The organism is Microbacterium limosum (assembly GCF_036324365.1).
Taxonomy (GTDB): Bacteria; Actinomycetota; Actinomycetes; order Actinomycetales; family Microbacteriaceae; genus Microbacterium; species Microbacterium limosum.
The window spans coordinates 2,027,171-2,045,147 of record NZ_CP137080.1 but is presented as its reverse complement, the minus strand read 5'-3'; the positions used below and the strand labels follow the sequence as shown (position 1 = coordinate 2,045,147).

Genomic DNA, 17,977 nt, shown 5'->3' with positions numbered 1-17,977 from the left:
CGTGCCGCGCGGTGCGGCCCCGCCGCCGCCCCCGCGTGCCACGATGGCGGGATGGAGAGCCCGCACCCGTCGCAGATCACCTACCGCAGTTCGGGTGCCGTCGGCGCCGGCCGCACGGTCGTGCTGCTGCGGGAGGGATCGATCACGGTCGGCGATCCCAACCCTAGCCTCAGCTCCTCGTTCGGGGTGCGTCTGGTGTCGATGAGCGTGCCCGCAGTGTCACTGAGCGATCACGAGGCCTTCGGCGGGGAGACGCCCGACGAGGAGCAGTCCACGGCCGTCGCCGATCTCATGCGCGAGCAGGGCGTGTCGCCTGATCGCCCCGCCGGCATGATCGCGCTGGGCGCCGTCGGCTGGCGCGCCGCGGAGGCGGCGGTCATGATGGGCCCCGCGATCGACCGCATCGCCTTCGTCGACGTGTCCGTTCCCGACGCGCCCCTCGCCCGCACCGACGTCGCCGACCTGCTCACGCGCCTCGAGGCGAAGCTGCTCGTCGTCGCGGGGGAGAGCGAGCAGGCGTCCGCGGATGCCGCATGGATCGTCGAGCATAGCGAGGGGGCGCGCCGCGCGAGCGCCGTGGGAACCCTCGCCGATGTGTGGTCCGCGGTTCTCGCTCACGTCGCGCCGGGTGCGCGAACGGGGTGAGGACGGGGCCTAAGCCTTGTCGGGCGCGAGGCGGATGCGCACGATGTTGGTGGACTCGTCGACCTCCGCGACCTTGGGGTAGGCCTTGACGAAGTCGGAGAACGACTTGTGGCCGAGGCTCTTCTCGCTGAATGCCGGGTCCATCCGGCGCAGGAGACTCTTCACCGCCGAGGCATGCTGCCACTGCGAATCGTCCTTGTCGTGCCCCAACCGCAGCGCACGCTCCAGCAGCTCGGCCGTCGGGTCGCTCGAACGGCGGCGGCTGCGGGCTCGGCTCGGCGCCGACCCGGTCGAGGCAGCCTCGTCGGCCTGGGGTTGCACAACGCCCGGAAGCGCATCGTACGCGTCGAATTCGTCGCACGCGGCGGCCAGCGACTTGGCCGTCGATCCGGCGACGCCGACCCCGACGACATGTCGGCCCAGGCGCTTGCACCGCTGTGCCAGCGGCACGTAGTCGGAGTCGCCGGCGACGATCACGACGTGCGTCAGGTCGGGCAGGCGGAACATGTCTTCCACGGCATCGACCGCGAGACGGATGTCGGCGCCGTTTTTGGCGTATGCCGCGGCCGGAAACAACTGCACGAGATCCACCGCTCGAGCCACCAGCTGCGAGCGGTATTCGGCGTTGACCGGAGATGACCAATCGGCGTAGGCACGGGTGAGCACGAGAGTTCCGAAGGATGCCGCGTAGTCGATGATGGCCCCGACATCCACGGTGGCCCGGGCGAGCTTCTCGGCGATCTCGGCGTCGGCGGGGGACTCCGCGATCTTCTGCCGGTCTCGCGAGTAGGCGTTGCGACCGTGCACGCGGTCGTACCACGACATCACGATGTTGTCGAAGTCGAGGTAGACCGCGACGCGGCCGTTCTGGGTGTCGGCCATGTCAGTGCTCCTGGGGGTAAACGAGGCCGATGCGTCGGCGGATGTCATCGAGTGTGCCCATGATCGCCACCGTCTCGTCGATCGGCAGCACGTCGCCGGCGAGGTTGCCCTCGGCGACGAGGCGCTCGGCCGCGATCGCCTGGTACTGCATGCCGCGCCCGGCGACGTCGGAGACGTAGGTCTCGCGCACCGTGCCGTCGGGGGCGATCACGCGGAAGGAGGTGGGGGTGTACCAGATGCGGTCGATCTCGATCCGCGCCTCGGTGCCGACGACGGCGGCCGTGTTGGGGCCCGCCGCGCGCGACGACGTGACGCTCGTCGAGATCCCGCCGCCGGAGTGGGTGAAGATCGTCGCGACCTCGGTGTCGGCCCCGGTCTCGCCGAGCCGGGCCGAGGCCACGACGCTCTCGGGAGCGCCGAGGATGTCCCAGGCGAACGAGACGGGGTAGACGCCGAGGTCGAGGAGCGCGCCGCCGCCGAGATCGAGCGCGTTGAGGCGGTGCGCGGGGTCCGCCGAGATCTTCTGTGTGTGGTCCGCCGTCAGGGCACGGATCTCGCCCAGGGCGCCGCTGCCGACGAGCTCCCGGACGCGTTCCATGTGCGGCAGATAGCGCGTCCACATGGCCTCCATGGCGAGCACGCCCCGAGCGGCCGCGGCGTCGCGGATCGCCGCCGCCTCGGCCGCGTTCAGGGCGAACGGCTTCTCCACCAGAACGTGCTTCCCCGCACGGATCGCCGCCAGGGCGTTCTCGGCGTGCATGGGGTGGGGCGTCGCGATGTAGACGATGTCGACGTCGGGGTCGGCGAGCAGAGCGTCGTAGCCGCCGTGGGCCCGCGGGATCGAGAACTCGTCGGCGAACGCCTGCGCCGATGCGGCGGTGCGCGATCCCACGGCGACGGGGTCGAGGCCCGCCGTGCGGAGATCGTGGGTGAAGGCGTGGGCGATTCCGCCCGTGGCGAGGATGCCCCAGCGCAGTCCGGTCATCTGCCGAGCCTAACGCGGCCGAGAGCCTCCGCCGGGAGCGTTCTCGCTCACCCCGCACAGAAACGCGACGATCCGCTCGGAGCTGTCCTCCAGCAGGGGGCCGTGCCCGAACTCCCAGCCATGGTCGCTCGAGCGCAGGGTGCGTCCCGCGACGACGGCCCGGATGGGAAGGGGGGCCGCTGTCGTGCGGTAGAGGGCGACCGCGCCGAACGTCAGGGGGGCGAGGGAGACGGCGCCGCCCGTGTCGCGGGCGAGGACGAGCGTCGCGGTCACCGCGCGGGAGAGATCGCGGATGCGCCGGCGGCGACCGGAGCGCACGGCGTCGGCGAGTCCGGTGAGATCGTCCTCGGAGCGCTCCCGGTCGAGCCCCGATTCGACGAGGAATGCGCGGGTGCGCGGGCTGCGGGAGTCGTCGTCGACCCGTGCGAGCAGGCGGGCGGCTTCGCCCACGACATCGGCGAGCTGGCCACGCCAGTCGCCCGTCACCCCCGATTCGTCGCGGGGCGTGCGCGAGCTCAGCGGCAGCTCGCGGAACAGGTCGGACATGCGCACACCCTACGCCCGGTCGTGCGGTGTGACACCGGCGAACCGTCACATGAGCGCCGCTCACGCCCATAATGGGGGGAACGACCCATGTGACCGTGCGCACGGGCCACCACGAGGGAGTGCCGCCCCATGAGCGACACCGCGAGACCGCGGCCACCCAGCATCCGCGATGTGGCGCGCCTGGCAGGCGTGTCCCACCAGACCGTGTCGCGCGTGCTCAACGAGCATCCGAGCGTCGCGCCGGAGACGCGCGACCGGGTCAACGGCGTCATGCAGGAGTTGCAGTACCGCCCGAACCGCGCCGCGCGCGCGCTCGTCACGAGCCGGTCGCAGACGATCGGCATCCTCTCCGCATCGAGCACGCAGTACGGGCCGGCATCGAGCATCGCCGCGATCGAGGCCGCGGCGCGTGAGCGCGGCTACTGGGTCTCGACGGCGAACATCGACGCCTCGGACCCCGGGTCGATCGAGGCCGGGCTGGCGCACCTGATGGCGCAGTCGATCGAGGGGCTCGTCGTGATCGCCCCGCAGGTGCGGGTATTCCGAGTGCTCGGGGCGCTCGAGATCGAGGTTCCCTACGTGACGCTCCAGTCGACCGGTCTCGACGAGGAGCACGCCCTCTCGGTCGACCAGATCGCCGGTGCGCGGCTGGCGACGCGCCACCTGCTCGACCTCGGCCATCGCTGGATCTATCACCTCGCGGGTCCGCAGGACTGGATCGAGGCCGAGGCGCGCATGCGGGGATTCCTCGAGGAGATGGGCGCGCGCGACGTGCCCACGACGGCCCCGATCCTGGGCGACTGGACCGCGGAGTTCGGGTATTTCGCCGGCCGTGAGCTGCTGCGGGTCCGCGATTTCACGGCCATCTTCGCCTCGAACGACCAGATGGCGCTGGGGCTCATGCACGCCGTCCGCGACGAGGGTCTCGAGGTGCCGCACGATGTCAGCATCGTCGGGTTCGACGACATCCCCGAGGCGGGGCACTACTGGCCGCCGCTGACCACCGTGCGCCAGGACTTCCCCGAGCTGGGACGGCGCTGCGTGGATCTGTTGCTCGGCGGAGCGGAGGCGGCGCGGTCGCGCCACACGCTCGCACCCGAGCTGATCGTCCGCGCCTCCACGGCGCCGCCCGTCTTCTGAGCGCCGTTACCAAGCCGAGACATTCGCGTCTTGACAACTTCGGAGCCGATCTGGCTAGCATTGCACCCGATGTGAACGGTCACATGGGTCCGATCTGACGAACTCGGAGCGCCGCCGCACCGCACGCACGGTCCCGTACGGGGCCCACGAAGGAGTGAACCGTGAGCAGCTACGGACCGAAGGTCGAGGTCGCCATCGCGCGTACCCGCGCCGAGGTTGCCCGGTTGCATGGGGAGTTGGTGCGGTATGGCCTGGTGGTGTGGACGGGTGGGAATGTGTCGGGTCGGGTGCCGGGTGCTGATCTGTTCGTGATCAAGCCGTCGGGGGTGTCGTATGAGGATCTGGCGCCGGAGAACATGATCGTGTGCGATCTGGACGGGGTTGTGGTTCCGGGGACTCCGGGGAGTGATCGTTCGCCGTCGAGTGATACGGCGGCGCATGCGTATGTGTATCGGAACATGCCGGGTGTGGGTGGTGTGGTGCACACGCATTCGACGTATGCGGTGGCGTGGGCGGCGCGGGGTGAGGAGATTCCGTGTGTGATCACGGGGATGGCGGATGAGTTCGGGGGTCCGATTCCGGTGGGTCCGTTCGCGGTGATCGGGGATGACTCGATCGGGCGGGGGATCGTGGAGACCCTCACGGGTCACCGGTCGCGTGCGGTGTTGATGCAGAACCATGGGCCGTTCACGATCGGGGTGTCGGCGAAGGATGCGGTCAAGGCCGCGGTGATGTGTGAGGACGCGGCGCGGACGGTGCATATCGCGGCGCAGGCGGGCCCGTTGATCCCGATCCCGCAGGAGAAGATCGACGCGCTCTACAACCGGTACCAGAACGTCTACGGCCAAGCCACCGACGACCGCCGCGACGAGACCCGCGATTCCTGACGCGGCAGAAGACTTCCCGCGCGGGACGCGGGTGGATCCACAACTGAACATCGACACCAAGACAACGAAGTCCCTTTGAGAGGAACCACAGTGAAAGCCAAGAAGACACTGCTGGCGGCCGTGGCCACCGGCGCGCTGTTTCTCACCGCCTGCTCCGGATCGACCGGCGACAGCGGCGGCGAGGGCGACGGCCTGATCGGCGTCGCGATGCCGACCCGCAGCTCCGAGCGCTGGATCCAGGACGGCGACGCCGTGAAGTCCCAGCTCGAGGAGGCGGGTTTCGAGGTCGACCTGCAGTACGCCGAGGACGACATCCCGACCCAGGTCTCGCAGATCGAGAACATGATCACCCGGGGAGCCCGCGCGCTCATCGTCGCCTCGATCGACGGCACGACGCTCTCGCAGGTGCTGCAGGATGCCGCGGACGCGGACATCCCCGTCATCGCCTACGACCGCCTCATCCGCGACTCCGAGAACGTGGACTACTACGCATCGTTCGACAACTACATCGTCGGCGTGCAGCAGGCCACGTCGGTGCTCAACGGCCTCGGCCTGACCGACCTCGAGGGAGAGCCTCTTCCCGACGCTCCCGCCGGGCCGTTCAACGTGGAGCTGTTCGCCGGCTCGCCCGACGACAACAACGCCACGTTCTTCTGGGAAGGCGCCATCGACACCCTGCAGCCCTACATCGACGAGGGGACCCTCGTGGTGAAGTCGGGTCAGACCGATTTCGAGCAGGCGGCCATCCTGCGCTGGGACGGCGAGGTCGCTCAGGAGCGCATGGAGAACCTCCTCACCTCGACGTACTCCGACGGATCGACCGTGGACGGCGTCCTCTCGCCCTACGACGGCCTCTCGCGCGGCATCATCTCCGCCCTCACCGATGCCGGTTACACCGTGGGCGAGGACTGGCCGATCATCTCCGGCCAGGACGCCGAGCTCGACTCGGTGAAGGCCATCGTGTCGGGTGAGCAGTACGCGACCATCTTCAAGGACACCCGTCTGCTGGCCGAGGTCGCCTCCGACATGGCGATCGCGCTGCTCAACGGCGAGGAGCCCGAGGTCAACAACACCGAGGACTACGACAACGGCGTGAAGGTCGTGCCGTCGTACCTGCTGGAGTCGGCGATCGTCGTCCAGGACAACATCCAGGAGATCCTCGTGGACTCCGGCTACTGGACCGAAGAAGAGATCAGCGGCTGACATCGACGGGTCGGCCGGGCGGGGGCCACCCCGTCCGGCCGACCGGTCCTCTCACGCAAGGAGGAACCCATGCCCCAGCCCATCCTCGAGATGCGGGGGATCACGAAGACCTTCCCGGGCGTCAAGGCGCTCTCGAACGTCACCCTGTCGGTGCAGCCCGGCGAGGTGCACGCGATCTGCGGCGAGAACGGCGCCGGGAAGTCGACCCTCATGAAGGTGCTCTCGGGCGTCTACCCGCACGGGACGTACACGGGCGACATCGTCCTCGAGGGGGAGGCGGTGGAATTCCGCAGCCTCAGCGACAGCGAGGCCAAGGGCATCGTGATCATCCATCAGGAGCTGGCGCTGAGCCCGCACCTCTCGATCGCCGAGAACATCTTCCTCAACAACGAGGTGCGCGGCCCGCTCGGGCTGATCGACTGGAACAAGACGAATTTCGAGGCCGCCAAACTGCTCGCCCGCGTCGGACTGCGCGAGAACCCCACGACGGCGATCAAGAACATCGGCGTGGGCAAGCAGCAACTCGTGGAGATCGCCAAGGCGCTGTCCAAGCGCGTGAAGATCCTCATCCTCGACGAGCCCACCGCGGCGCTCAACGACGAGGACTCCGACCACCTGCTCGATCTCATCCTGCACCTGAAGGGTCAGGGGATCACGTCGATCATCATCAGCCACAAGCTGAACGAGATCAAGAAGGTCGCCGACTCGGTGACCGTCATCCGGGACGGCAAGACGATCGAGACGATCGCCAAGGGCGAGGTCACCGAGGACCGCATCATCCGCGACATGGTCGGCCGCGACCTCGAACACCGCTACCCCGACCACACTCCCGACATCGGCGAGGAGCTGCTGCGCGTCGAGGACTGGACCGCGTACCACCCGCAGGACGGCGGCCGAGTCATGGTGGACAAGGTCTCCATCACCGTCAAGGCGGGCGAGATCGTCGGCATCGCGGGGCTCATGGGGGCGGGGCGCACGGAGTTCGCCATGAGCCTGTTCGGGCAGAGCTACGGATCGAAGATCTCCGGCCGGGTCTTCCTGCGCGGCAAGGAGATCAAGACGCGGACGGTGTCGGAGGCCATCGCGAACGGGCTGGCGTATGCGACCGAGGATCGCAAGACGTACGGCCTGAACCTCATCGAGGACATCAAGCGCAACGTCTCGATGGCGGCACTGCGCAAGCTCGAATCGGCGGGCCTGGTCAACGACAACGAGGAGTACAAGGTCGCGAACGAGTACCGACGCGACCTCAACATCAAGGCGCCCTCCGTGCTGGTCAAGACCGGGAAGCTCTCCGGCGGCAACCAGCAGAAGGTCGTGCTGTCGAAGTGGATCTACTCCGACCCCGACGTGCTCATCCTCGACGAGCCCACACGCGGCATCGACGTGGGAGCGAAGTACGAGATCTACACGATCATCAATCGCCTCGCGGCATCCGGCAAGGGCATCATCGTCATCTCGTCGGAGCTGCCCGAGCTGCTCGGCATCTCCGACCGCGTGTACGCGCTCTCGGAGGGGCGCATCACGGGCGAGCTGCCCATCGCCGAGGCGACGCCCGAGTCGGTCCTCAAACTCATGACCATGGAGAAGCCGCGCTGAGCGCGGCGGCACACAGGAGTGACAATGTCCAATTCCACCAACACCCCTCCCTCCACCGAGTCCACCGCCGTCGGTGCGAGCATCAACCCCACCGAGAACCGGTTCACGTCGTGGCTGAGCCACGTCCTGTCCGACCTCGGCAAGAACGGCATCTTCCTCGCGCTGCTCGCGGTGATCGTGCTGTTCGCGATCCTGACCGAGGGCATTCTGCTGCGGCCGCAGAACATCTCCAACCTCGTCGTGCAGAACGGGTACATCCTCGTGCTGGCCATCGGCATGGTGATGGTCATCATCGCCGGGCACATCGACCTCTCGGTCGGCTCGGTCGCGGCCTTCGTCGGCGCGTGCTCGGGTGTCTTCGCGGTCAACTGGGGTCTGCCCTGGTGGCTCGCGGTCGTTCTCTCCCTCGCGATCGGCGCCCTCGTCGGGGCGTGGCAGGGCTTCTGGATCGCCTTCGTCGGCATCCCCGCCTTCATCGTGACCCTGGCGGGCATGCTCATCTTCCGCGGCCTCGCGCTCGTCGTCCTCGGAAACGCCAACATCGGCTCGTTCCCCGCCGAATACCGAGCGCTCGGCAACGGCTTCGTCGTGGGCCTTTTCGGTGAGAGCGACCCCGACCTGATGACGCTCGGCGTCGGGGTGCTCGCGATCGTGCTCATCGTGACGCAGCAGCTGCGCACCCGCCGCGGCCGTCAGAAGTACGGCCAGGACGTCGAGCCCATGGTGTGGTTCGCCGCCAAGCTCGTGCTGATCTCGGCCGCCATCGCGTTCTTCGCGTACTCGCTGGCCACCTACAAGGGGATCCCCGTCACGCTCATCATCCTCGCGGTGCTCGTGCTCGTGTACGGCGTCGTGATGAACCGCACGGTGTTCGGCCGTCACATCTACGCGATCGGCGGAAACCGTCACGCGGCGGAGCTGTCGGGCATCAAGACCCGCCGGGTGGATTTCTGGCTTTTCGTGAACATGGGCTTCCTCGCGGCGCTCGCGGGCCTCATCTTCACGGCGCGCCTGAATCTCGCGGGCCCCAAGGCCGGAGACGGCTTCGAGCTCGAGGCGATCTCGGCGGCGTTCATCGGCGGCGCGGCCGTGCAGGGCGGCGTCGGCACGATCGGCGGCGCGATCATCGGTGGTCTCATCATCGGCGTGCTCAACAACGGCATGTCGATCATGGGCATCGGCATCGAGTGGCAGCAGGCCGTCAAGGGCCTCGTGCTGCTGCTGGCCGTCGCCTTCGACGTCTACAACAAGCGCCGTTCGGCCGGCTGACGCCGGCGTCCCGCAGCAGAACGCCTCCGTTCGCGTCACGCGCCCCGTATCACGGGGTGAGCAGCGCGAACGGAGGCGTTCCGCGCGGCGGCGTCAGGCGGCGTCGAGCGCGCGGGCGAGATCGGCGATGAGGTCGGCCGGATCCTCGAGGCCGATCGAGAGCCGGATCGTCGTGGGGGAGATGCCCGCCTGAGCGAGCTGCTGCGCGCTCATGTGACCGTGCGTCATGGATGCCGGGTGCGAGACCATGCTGCGCGCATCCCCGATGTTCGCGGCCAGGCGCACGACCCGCAGGGCGTCGATCACCCGCTCGAGGCGGGCGTCGTCGGCGGCGGGGTCCTCGGTCGCGACGAGGTCGAACGCGAACACGGCGGATGTGCCCCGCGGCAGGTAGCGCTGCGCGGCGGCGTGCCATGGGCTCCCCTCGAGCCCGGGGTGGTGCACGCGGGCGACCTCGGGGCGCTGCGCCAGGAACCGCGCCACCTCGAGGGCCGTGTCGCTGTGGCGGCGCATGCGCAGATCGAGTGTCTCGATCCCCTGGAGGAGCTGGAAAGCGCTCCACGCCGAGAGGGTCGGCCCGAAGTCGTGCACGTACTTCGAACGCAGATACACCGTGAGCGCCTGACCGGTGGGGCCGAACCGCTCCCACAGCACCTGGTCGCCGAAACGCGGGGAGGGATGTGTGAACTGGGGCCAGCGCCGCGGATCGGCGCCGAAGTCGAAGCGCCCCATGTCGACGACGACGCCGCCCAGGGCGGTGCCGTGCCCACCGAGGTACTTCGTCACGGAATGGACGACGAGGTCGGCGCCGTGGTCGCCGGGGCGCAGCAGGAAGGGCGTCGCCACCGTGTTGTCGATCACGAGGGGCACGCCCGCCTCGTGCGCGATGTCGGCGACCGCGCGCACATCGAGCACCGTGGCCAGCGGGTTGGTGATCGACTCGGCGAAGAAGGCGCGGGTCTCGGGGCGGGCGGCCGCGCGCCACCCGTCGAGATCGTCCTGGTCGACGAACGTCACGTCGATGCCGAGGTCGGCGAGCGAGTCCGCGAGGAGGTCCACGGTGCCGCCGTACAGCTGCCGCGCCGCGACGACGTGGTGCCCCTGCGAGGCGAGCGCGAGGATGGCGCCCGCGGAGGCCGCCTGCCCGGACGCCACCGCGACGGCGGATCGGCCGCCCTCGAGCCGGGCGATCCTCTCCTCCAGCACGAGCTGCGTCGGGTTGGAGGTGCGGCTGTAGACGTTGCCGAGGGTACGCAGCGCGAAGACGTCGCGCGCGTGGGCGAGCGAGGGGAACTCGTAGGCGTTGGACTGATAGATGGGCGGCACGGCCGTGTTCTGCGCCGTTCCCGGCGTGTAGCCGGCCTGCACCTGAAGGGTCGCGAAGGCGGATGCCGCGGCATCCGGGCGCGCGGGATCACGGGTATCGCTCATGCCCACATCGTCACACGGACCCGCCGCCGAGCGGCAATGCGTGTGTCGCCGTGTGTCACGAGCTCCCGCGGCGGTGCCGGCGTCAGGGCACCAGGACGATCTTGCCGTCGACGCCCCGCTCGAGGAGACGGTGGGCCTCTGCGGCGTCGGACAGCGGAAGCGAGGGGCCCACCTCGATCGAGAACGCCCCCGCCGCCAGCAGGGCGACCGTCACCGGCAGGGCCTCGGCACGCCAGCCCAGCTCGACGTCGGTGAGCGGTTCGGGCGAGCCGCCCGAGAACGCACGGATGCCGAAGCCCGCGGCGTCCGCGCCGCGAACGATCGTGGCGATGCGGGCGTGGTCGGCGACGAGCTCGAGCGAGGCCTCGATCGCCTCGTCGGTGCCCGCGGCATCCAGTGCCACGGTGACGCCCTCCGGCGCCGCCTCGCGCACGCGCTCGATGAGGCCGGGGCCGTAGGCGACCGGCGTGGCGCCGAGCCCCCGCACCCGATCGAAGCGGCGCTCGCTCGCGGTCGCCACGACACGGGCGCCCCACAGCGCGGCGTACTGGATGGCGGCCTGCCCGACCGCGCCGGACCCGGCGTGCACGAGCAGCGTGTCGCCGGCGCGCACCGCGAGCGAGCGCAGGCACTGATAGGCGGTGCCGACCGGGATGCCGATGCCGGCGCCCTCGGCGGCCGAGACGCGCGGCGGGCGCGGCACGGCGTGGGCCGCCTCCACGACGACCTCGCTCGCGTACGACCCGCTCGTGTCGTGGAACACCACGGCCTCGCCGACGGCGAACCCGGAGACCTCGGCGCCGACGGCGGTGACGACCCCCGCGCCGTCGCGCCCGATGCGGCGCGGCGCGCTGAGGGGGGAGGAGGCCCGGCGTCCCGAGCGCAGCTTCGCATCGATCGGGTTGACCCCCGCCGCCTCGACGCGCACGACGAGCTGCCGGGGCCCGGGCTGGGGCGCCGGCACCTCGGTCAGCTGGAGGACCTCGGGGCCGCCGTGGGAGGAGTACGTGATCGCGTGTGCCATGCCTTCACGCTATCCGCCGCGCAGCGCTTTCGCGATGCGCGGGAGCGAGACGGGCTCGGAGGTTCCCAGCTGCTGCGCGAACAGGCTCACGCGCAGCTCCTCGAGCAGCCAGCGCGTGCGCACGAGGGATGCCGCGGCATCCGGCGCCGGGGGCAACGTGCCGCCCGCCTCGGCGTACGCGGCGAGGGCGCGCTCCATCTCGCTCTGGCGCTGCCGGTCGCGGCCGGCGTTGTCGGCGAGGCCGCGCAGGCGCGTGAGCGCCCCGTCGAGGTATCGCGGCAGGTGGCCGAGCCGTGCCGTGCCGGTGCGCAGCACGAATCCCGGGAAGACGAGCCCCGCGAGCTGTCCGCGCACGTCGTTCAGGGCCGGCAGTAGCGTGAGGGAGTTCGCCGAGCGCACCTCGCGCTCGGCGTCGCGCAGCAGCGTGAGGATGCGGGCCGTGAGCGAGACGGTCTGGAACAGCCGCTCGACGACGGCGGCGGAGAAGGCGCCCTGCACTGCGGCGAAGGCGGCGGCATCCCGCACCGGGCCCCCGTGCGCGGCCCCCTCGATCACCTCGTCGGCGACGGCGGCGCGGCAGTCCTCGATGAGCGCCTTGACCGAGGGGTAGGGGGAGGCTGCGAGGGCGAGCTTCTCGTTGGCGGTGAGGTGCTCCTGCACGTAGGACACGGGGGAGGGAACGGCCAGCAGCATGAGACGACGGATGCCGCGTCGCAGCTCGCGCTCGGCGGCCTCGGGCGTGCTCTCGACCCGCAGCGCGACCGAGGCCCCCTCGTCGACGAGCGTCGGGTATCCCCGCACGACGCCGCCGGCGACCCTCGTGTCGATCACCTCGGGCAGGTCGCCGAGGTCCCACGACGTGATCCCCGTGCGTTCGCGAAGGGCGACGACGGCTCCCGATGTCTCCGCACCCGGCCCCGGGGCTCCGGCGACGCGCGCGGCGGGGGCGGCTCCGGCGCCGGTGATGCGCGCCGCGACGCTCTCGCGGGCCCGGCCCGCCAGGCGGGCCTGCAGCTCTGCGAGGTCCCGCCCCGCGCCGACCGTGCGCCCGCGCCCGTCGACGACGCGGAACGCCATGCGCAGGTGGGCGGGCACGCGTTCGACCTCGAAGTCGGCCGCCGTCACCGGCTGGCCCGCCGCCCGCTGCACGAGGCGGGCGAGCGCGTCGACCATCGCGGACGGCGGCAGCCCCTCGTGCGACTCGGGGCCCGCCCCGGCGAGCTCGTCGCCGAAGCGCGCGGCCCAATCGGCGGCCGGCACGACGTTGCGCCGGATCGCCTTGGGGAGGGCGCGCAGCATGGCGGCGATCAGCTCCGCGCGCATGCCCGGCACCTGCCAGTCGAACCCGTCGGGGCGCAGTCCCTGCAGCAGCGGAAGCGGGACGACGACGTTGACCCCGTCGTCGTCGGCGCCCGGCTCGAAGCGGTACGCGAGCGTCAGCGTCTGGTCGCCCTGCACCCACCGGGTGGGGAAGTCGCGGGCATCCGCCCGCGCCTCCTCGGGGGCCAGGTCGCTCTGGCGCATGGTGAGCAGGTGGGGGGTGCGGGACTGCTGCTCGCGCCACCAGCGCTCGAACGAGCGCACGTCGAAGACGTCCCGCGGCACGCGCGCGTCGTAGAACGCGAACACCGCCTCGTCCCCGACGAGGATGTCGCGGCGACGCTCCCGCTCCTCGAGCTTCTCGAGCCGCCGGCGCAGCTCGTGGTTCGCGCGCACGAACGCCGAGAGCCGCTTGTCGAGCACCGACGGATCCCACTCGCCCTCGACGAGCGCGTGTCGCACGAAGAGCTCTCGCGCGCCGTCGCGGTCGATCCGTGCGTACTGGATCCGCCTCCGGGGGATGATCTCGACGCCGAAGAGGGTCACCTTCTCGAACGCGACGGCGGCGCCGGCATCCTTGGACCAGTGCGGCTCGCTCACCTGACGCCCCGCGAGGTCGCCCGCGAGCGGCTCGGCCCACGCCGGGTCGATCGCGGCCACGGTGCGCGCGAACAGGCGCGAGGTCTCCACGAGCTCGGCGGCCATGACCGCCTGCGGGCGCTTCTTCTTCAGCCCCGACCCGGGGAAGACGGCGAAGCGGATGCCGCGGGCGCCGAGGTACTCGGCGGGCGCGGGGCGCCGGTCGCGGCGCTCGTTCGAGGCCTTCGCGAGAGCGCGCGCGTCGAGCACGCCGATGTGGGAGAGCAGCCCCGAGAGGATCGCGCGGTGGATCGCGTCGGGGTCGGCGGTCGTGGTCTCCTCGCGCGGCGCCCGCTCGGAGCCGCCGCGCCCGCCCGGGTGGCGCACGAGGGTGCGCAGCTGGCGGTGCACGTCGAACCACTCGCGCACGCGCACGTAGTTGAGGTGCTCCGCGCGGCACAGCCGCCGGAACGCGCTCGAGCCGAGCTCGGACGCCCGCGTGCGCAGGTGGTTCCACAGGTTCAGCAGGCTGAGGAAGTCGCTCGTGGGGTCGGTGAACCGCGCGTGCAGCCGGTCGGCCTGCTCCCGCTCCGCCTCGGGGCGCTCGCGCACGTCCTGGATCGACAGGCCCGCGACGATCGCGAGCATCGCGTCGGTCGTGCCCTGGCGCTGCGCCTCGATCAGCATCCGCGCGAATCGGGGGTCGATCGGCATCCGCGCGATCTCGCGCCCCGTCTTGGTCAGCCGGGGCTCCGCCCCGGCGCGCACCGTGACCGCACCGAGCTCGACGAGCAGGTCGAGCGCCGCGCGCACGCCCCGCGAGTCCGGCGGCGTGAGGAAGGGGAACGCCTGGATGTCGCCGAAGCCCAGCGCGAGCATCTGCAGGATGACGGAGGCGAGGCTCGTGCGCAGGATCTCCGGCTCGGTGAACTCGGGGCGCCCCGCGAAGTCCTCCTCGCCGTAGAGGCGGATCGCGATGCCGTCGCTCGTGCGGCCGGCGCGCCCCGAGCGCTGCTGGGCGGAGGCCTGGGACACCGGCTCGATGGGGAGCCGCTGAACCTTGGCGCGGTTGCTGTAGCGGGAGATGCGCGCCGTGCCGGTGTCGACGACGTACTTGATGCCCGGAACCGTGAGGCTCGTCTCGGCGACGTTGGTGGCGAGCACGACGCGGCGCCGCACGCCCGCGACCGTCGACCGCTCGAACACGCGGTGCTGCTCGGCGGCGCTCAGGCGCCCGAACAGCGGCAGCACCTCGGTGGGGGATGCCGCGCCGCTGTAGGCCGCTCGCACGGCGTCGGCGGCGTCGCGGATCTCCGCCTCGCCCGGGAGGAAGACGAGCACGTCCCCGCGGGGCTCGCGGTCGAGCTCCTGCAGGGCGGCCACGACGCCGGCGATCTCGTCGCCGTCGACGTCGTAGGCCGGCACCTCGTCGTCGGCCAGGAGCGGGCGGTGGCGGATCTCGACGGGGTAGGTGCGGCCCGAGACCTCGATGATGGGCGCGGGTCGCCCCGCGGCATCCGCGAAGTGCTCGGCGAAGCTCTGCGGGTCGATCGTCGCGGACGTGATGACGACCTTGAGGTCGGGGCGATCCGGGAGGATGCGGCGCAGGTAGCCGAGCAGGAAGTCGACGTTGAGGCTGCGCTCGTGGGCCTCGTCGACGATGATCGTGTCGTAGCGGCGCAGCAGCCGGTCGCGGTGGATCTCGTTGAGCAGGATGCCGTCGGTCATCAGCGCGACGCGAGTGTCGGCGCCCACCTTGTCGGTGAAGCGCACCTTGTAGCCGACGGTCGTGCCGAGCTCGACGTGCAGCTCCTCGGCCACTCGTTCGGCGATCGTCCGCGCGGCGATGCGCCGCGGCTGCGTGTGCGCGATGCTCTCGCGGCCGAGCTCGAGGCAGATCTTCGGCAGCTGCGTCGTCTTGCCCGAACCGGTCGCGCCGGCGACGATGACGACCTGGTTGTCGCGGATCGCCGCGGCGATCTCCTCCCGCGCGCCGCTGACGGGCAGCTCCGGCGGGTAGGAGATCTGCAGGGCGGGCGCGGACATGGCCTTCCATCGTAGAGCGCCCCGCCGCCCCTAGGCTGAGGGCCATGGTGCACCCGGGCTGGCAGCGCGTCCGCTTCATCGGCTTCGCGATCCCGACCGGCCCCGCCCAGGTCGCCCCGCTGGGCTCCCCGTCGGGGGGCGGCTCGGTCGGCGGCACCTACCTGGGTCTGCCGGATGCCGCGGCCGACATCGCCGGCAGGCTCGGCGTCCTGCGGGCCGCCGTGCGCGCCGCGCGCGATGCCCTGCCGGCCGAGGAGTCGGGGGTGCTCAACGTCTTCGTGGCGCCCGAGTTCTTCTGGCACGGACCGCAGGGGCCCTATCTCTACGCCGCGGGGGAGCCCGACCCCGTCGACGGGCTCATCGAGCGGCTCGCCGAGGAGTTCCCCGCCGACGAGTACGCCGATTGGCTGTTCGTCTTCGGCACGGCGGTCTCGGCCGAGGCCGACGACCCGCGGGAGATCTTCGCCCGCGCCACGACCCTCGTGCGCAACGGCGTCGTCGCCGATCTCGCGCGGCGCTACCGGCAGGCCTCGGGGGAGGACCAGGCGAAGATCTTCGAGATCGTCGAGGACTACCTGCAGTGGGGTCATGCGCACCCCGTCGTGCAGGTGCGCAACCGCGCGCTCGTGCTGGGCGGCGCGGCGCTGGGAACGCCCACCGGCGCCTTCCCCGAGCGCCTCGTCACGACCGAGAAGTCCCTCGACTCCGGCGAGGACTTCGTGCTCTGGGACACGACGGGCCGCGACGACGTCGTGACGGAGCAGATGGTCGCGCACGCCTTCGTCGACCTCTCCGGCGGAGACCTCAAGCGCCGCGCCGGCGATGCGCACGCGATCGTGCGGCTGGATCCCGGCTCGGAATGCCCCGTGGACGTGGGGGTGGAGATCTGCCTCGACCACGCCGACGGGCGGTTGCGGCGCGGCCTGCCCCGCAACCGCTGGCCCCGCGACGCGGGCGAGGGCCTCGAACTGCAGCTCGTCCCCTCGTGCGGGGCGTCGCTGCGCGCCGACGCGATCGCCGCGGCATCCGGCGGCTACGTCTTCAACGTCGACGGCCAGCACGCCCTCGCGGACGACGTGCGGCCCGTGGGCGCCGGATCCGTCGCGGGAGTGCTGTGCGCGTGGGGCAACTACGTCGCGCCGGCGAACCCGCGCTATCGCGCCCACACGCAGCTCGCGCGCGTGAGCCGCGCGGCGTCGGGCGCCGACGCGAAGTCGCCGAGCTCGACGGTCGCCGTGCTCGACCGGCTGCCGGGCGATGTCGTCTCGGTCATCGCCGTGCCGCCCCGCGCGACGCTCGACACGTTCTTCGCCGGCGGGTCGGGAGCGCTGCACGTCTATGGGCTGCACGACCCGCTGCCGCTCCCGCGTTCCTAGGCTGGGGACATGACGATTCCCGCTCTGCGACTGAATTCCGGCCACGACATCCCCCAGCTCGGCTACGGCGTGTTCAAGGTCCCCGCCGACGACACCGCCCGCGCGGTCGGCGAGGCCCTCTCGCTCGGCTACCGCCACATCGACACGGCGGCGATCTACGGCAACGAGGAGGGCGTCGGCGCCGCGATCGCGGCCTCCGGCATCCCGCGCGAGGAGCTCTTCATCACGACCAAGCTCTGGAACGACCGTCACGAGGGCGACGAGCCCCACAAGGCGATCGACGAGAGCCTCGCACGGCTCGGCCTCGACCACGTGGACCTCTACCTCGTGCACTGGCCGACCCCCGCGCGTGACAACTTCGTCGAGGCGTGGCGGGCGCTGATCCAGATCCGCGATGCCGGCAAGACCCGCTCCATCGGCGTCTCGAACTTCCTCGTCCCGCACCTCGAGCGCATCGTGGCCGAGACCGGCGAGGTGCCGGCGGTCGATCAGATCGAGCTGCACCCCGCCCACCAGCAGCGCGAGACGGTGGCATGGGCGAAGGCCAACGGTTCGATCATCGAGGCGTGGGGCCCGCTCGGGCAGGGCAAGTACGACCTCTTCTCCGAGGCCGCCGTGGCCGACGCCGCCGCGGCGCACGGGAAGACGCCGGCTCAGGTCGTGCTGCGCTGGCACATCCAGAAGGGCAACGTCGTCTTCCCGAAGTCGGTGCGCACCGAGCGCCTGCGCGAGAACCTCGACCTGTTCGGGTTCGCGCTCAGCGACGCGCAGATGGCGGCGATCGACGCCCTCGACCCGGGCGACGGCTCGGGCCGTGTCGGCCCGCACCCCGACGAGCTCAACTGACCCCCGCGCCGCAGGGCGCCCGTGCCCCGGTCGTCCTGCGGGCACCGCGGCCCAGGCGAGGAGATCTGCTCGGGAGAGGACCCGATCCGGCCCCGGGCTCCTCGCTTCGGCAGATCTCCTCGCTTCGGCAGATCTCCTCGCCTCGGCAGATCTCCTCGTCTCCGCAACCCCCGCGCCGCGCCCCGCGAGGGGGCGTAGC

Annotated in this window: 14 protein-coding genes; 8 read left to right on the top strand and 6 right to left on the bottom strand. The window is 71.2% G+C overall.

Features of this window, described 5'->3' with window-relative positions; genetic code table 11:
* Window positions 1-51: 51 nt before the first annotated feature.
* A complete protein-coding gene (locus RYJ27_RS09825) occupies window positions 52-645 on the top strand; it encodes a hypothetical protein (RefSeq protein WP_330170137.1) in 594 nt (197 codons plus the stop codon).
* Window positions 646-654: 9 nt separating this feature from the next.
* Here RYJ27_RS09825 and RYJ27_RS09820 read toward each other — a convergent pair whose 3' ends face one another.
* From RYJ27_RS09820 to RYJ27_RS09810, 3 genes are read right to left on the bottom strand one after another with little or no spacing between them, the layout of a single operon-like run.
* A complete protein-coding gene (locus tag RYJ27_RS09820) occupies window positions 655-1,527 on the bottom strand; it encodes an NYN domain-containing protein (RefSeq protein ID WP_330170136.1) in 873 nt (290 codons plus the stop codon).
* A gap of 1 nt (window position 1,528) precedes the next feature.
* Entirely contained in the window at window positions 1,529-2,512 is a 984-nt protein-coding gene (locus RYJ27_RS09815) for a Gfo/Idh/MocA family protein (protein WP_330170135.1), read from the bottom strand.
* Between the two features lie 9 nt (window positions 2,513-2,521).
* Window positions 2,522-3,058 (bottom strand): hypothetical protein, encoded by a 537-nt coding sequence (locus tag RYJ27_RS09810; protein WP_330170134.1) that lies wholly within the window; start codon window positions 3,056-3,058, stop codon window positions 2,522-2,524.
* Window positions 3,059-3,187: 129 nt separating this feature from the next.
* Between RYJ27_RS09810 and RYJ27_RS09805 the strand changes: the two genes are divergently transcribed.
* The 5 genes from RYJ27_RS09805 to mmsB all read left to right on the top strand — a co-directional run bounded on the left by RYJ27_RS09805 (window position 3,188) and on the right by mmsB (window position 9,156).
* Entirely contained in the window at window positions 3,188-4,198 is a 1,011-nt protein-coding gene (locus RYJ27_RS09805) for a LacI family DNA-binding transcriptional regulator (RefSeq protein WP_330170133.1), read from the top strand.
* A 161-nt stretch (window positions 4,199-4,359) separates the two neighbouring features.
* Window positions 4,360-5,085, top strand: coding sequence for an L-ribulose-5-phosphate 4-epimerase (locus tag RYJ27_RS09800; RefSeq protein WP_330170132.1), 726 nt, complete (start codon window positions 4,360-4,362; stop codon window positions 5,083-5,085).
* A gap of 90 nt (window positions 5,086-5,175) precedes the next feature.
* Complete coding sequence (gene chvE / locus RYJ27_RS09795) at window positions 5,176-6,288, top strand: multiple monosaccharide ABC transporter substrate-binding protein (RefSeq protein WP_330170131.1); 1,113 nt, start codon at window positions 5,176-5,178, stop codon at window positions 6,286-6,288.
* Window positions 6,289-6,357: 69 nt separating this feature from the next.
* Window positions 6,358-7,887: a multiple monosaccharide ABC transporter ATP-binding protein gene (gene mmsA, locus RYJ27_RS09790; RefSeq protein WP_330170130.1), complete on the top strand. Its 1,530-nt coding sequence runs from the start codon at window positions 6,358-6,360 to the stop codon at window positions 7,885-7,887.
* Window positions 7,888-7,911: 24 nt separating this feature from the next.
* Entirely contained in the window at window positions 7,912-9,156 is a 1,245-nt protein-coding gene (mmsB, locus tag RYJ27_RS09785; protein WP_330170129.1) for a multiple monosaccharide ABC transporter permease, read from the top strand.
* Between the two features lie 93 nt (window positions 9,157-9,249).
* Here the strand turns inward: mmsB and RYJ27_RS09780 are convergent, their stop codons facing one another.
* The 3 genes from RYJ27_RS09780 to hrpA form a co-directional block, all read right to left on the bottom strand.
* Window positions 9,250-10,587, bottom strand: a complete 1,338-nt coding sequence (locus RYJ27_RS09780; RefSeq protein WP_330170128.1) for an O-acetylhomoserine aminocarboxypropyltransferase/cysteine synthase family protein — start codon at window positions 10,585-10,587, stop codon at window positions 9,250-9,252.
* Window positions 10,588-10,669: 82 nt separating this feature from the next.
* Entirely contained in the window at window positions 10,670-11,611 is a 942-nt protein-coding gene (locus RYJ27_RS09775) for an NADP-dependent oxidoreductase (RefSeq protein WP_330170127.1), read from the bottom strand.
* 9 nt (window positions 11,612-11,620) lie between these two features.
* Window positions 11,621-15,556 carry an ATP-dependent RNA helicase HrpA gene (gene hrpA / locus RYJ27_RS09770; RefSeq protein ID WP_330170126.1) on the bottom strand — a complete coding sequence of 1,312 codons (3,936 nt, stop codon included), beginning with the start codon at window positions 15,554-15,556 and terminating at the stop codon, window positions 11,621-11,623.
* A gap of 44 nt (window positions 15,557-15,600) precedes the next feature.
* On the opposite strand from hrpA, the gene RYJ27_RS09765 reads away from it, so the two are divergent.
* Together RYJ27_RS09765 and RYJ27_RS09760 are read left to right on the top strand one after the other, a co-directional pair.
* The gene (locus tag RYJ27_RS09765; protein WP_330170125.1) at window positions 15,601-16,932 is read left to right on the top strand and encodes a hypothetical protein; all 1,332 of its coding nucleotides are present in this window, start codon (window positions 15,601-15,603) and stop codon (window positions 16,930-16,932) included.
* A 9-nt stretch (window positions 16,933-16,941) separates the two neighbouring features.
* Window positions 16,942-17,778, top strand: coding sequence for an aldo/keto reductase (locus tag RYJ27_RS09760; RefSeq protein ID WP_330170124.1), 837 nt, complete (start codon window positions 16,942-16,944; stop codon window positions 17,776-17,778).
* The last annotated feature ends 199 nt before the right edge of the window (window positions 17,779-17,977 follow it).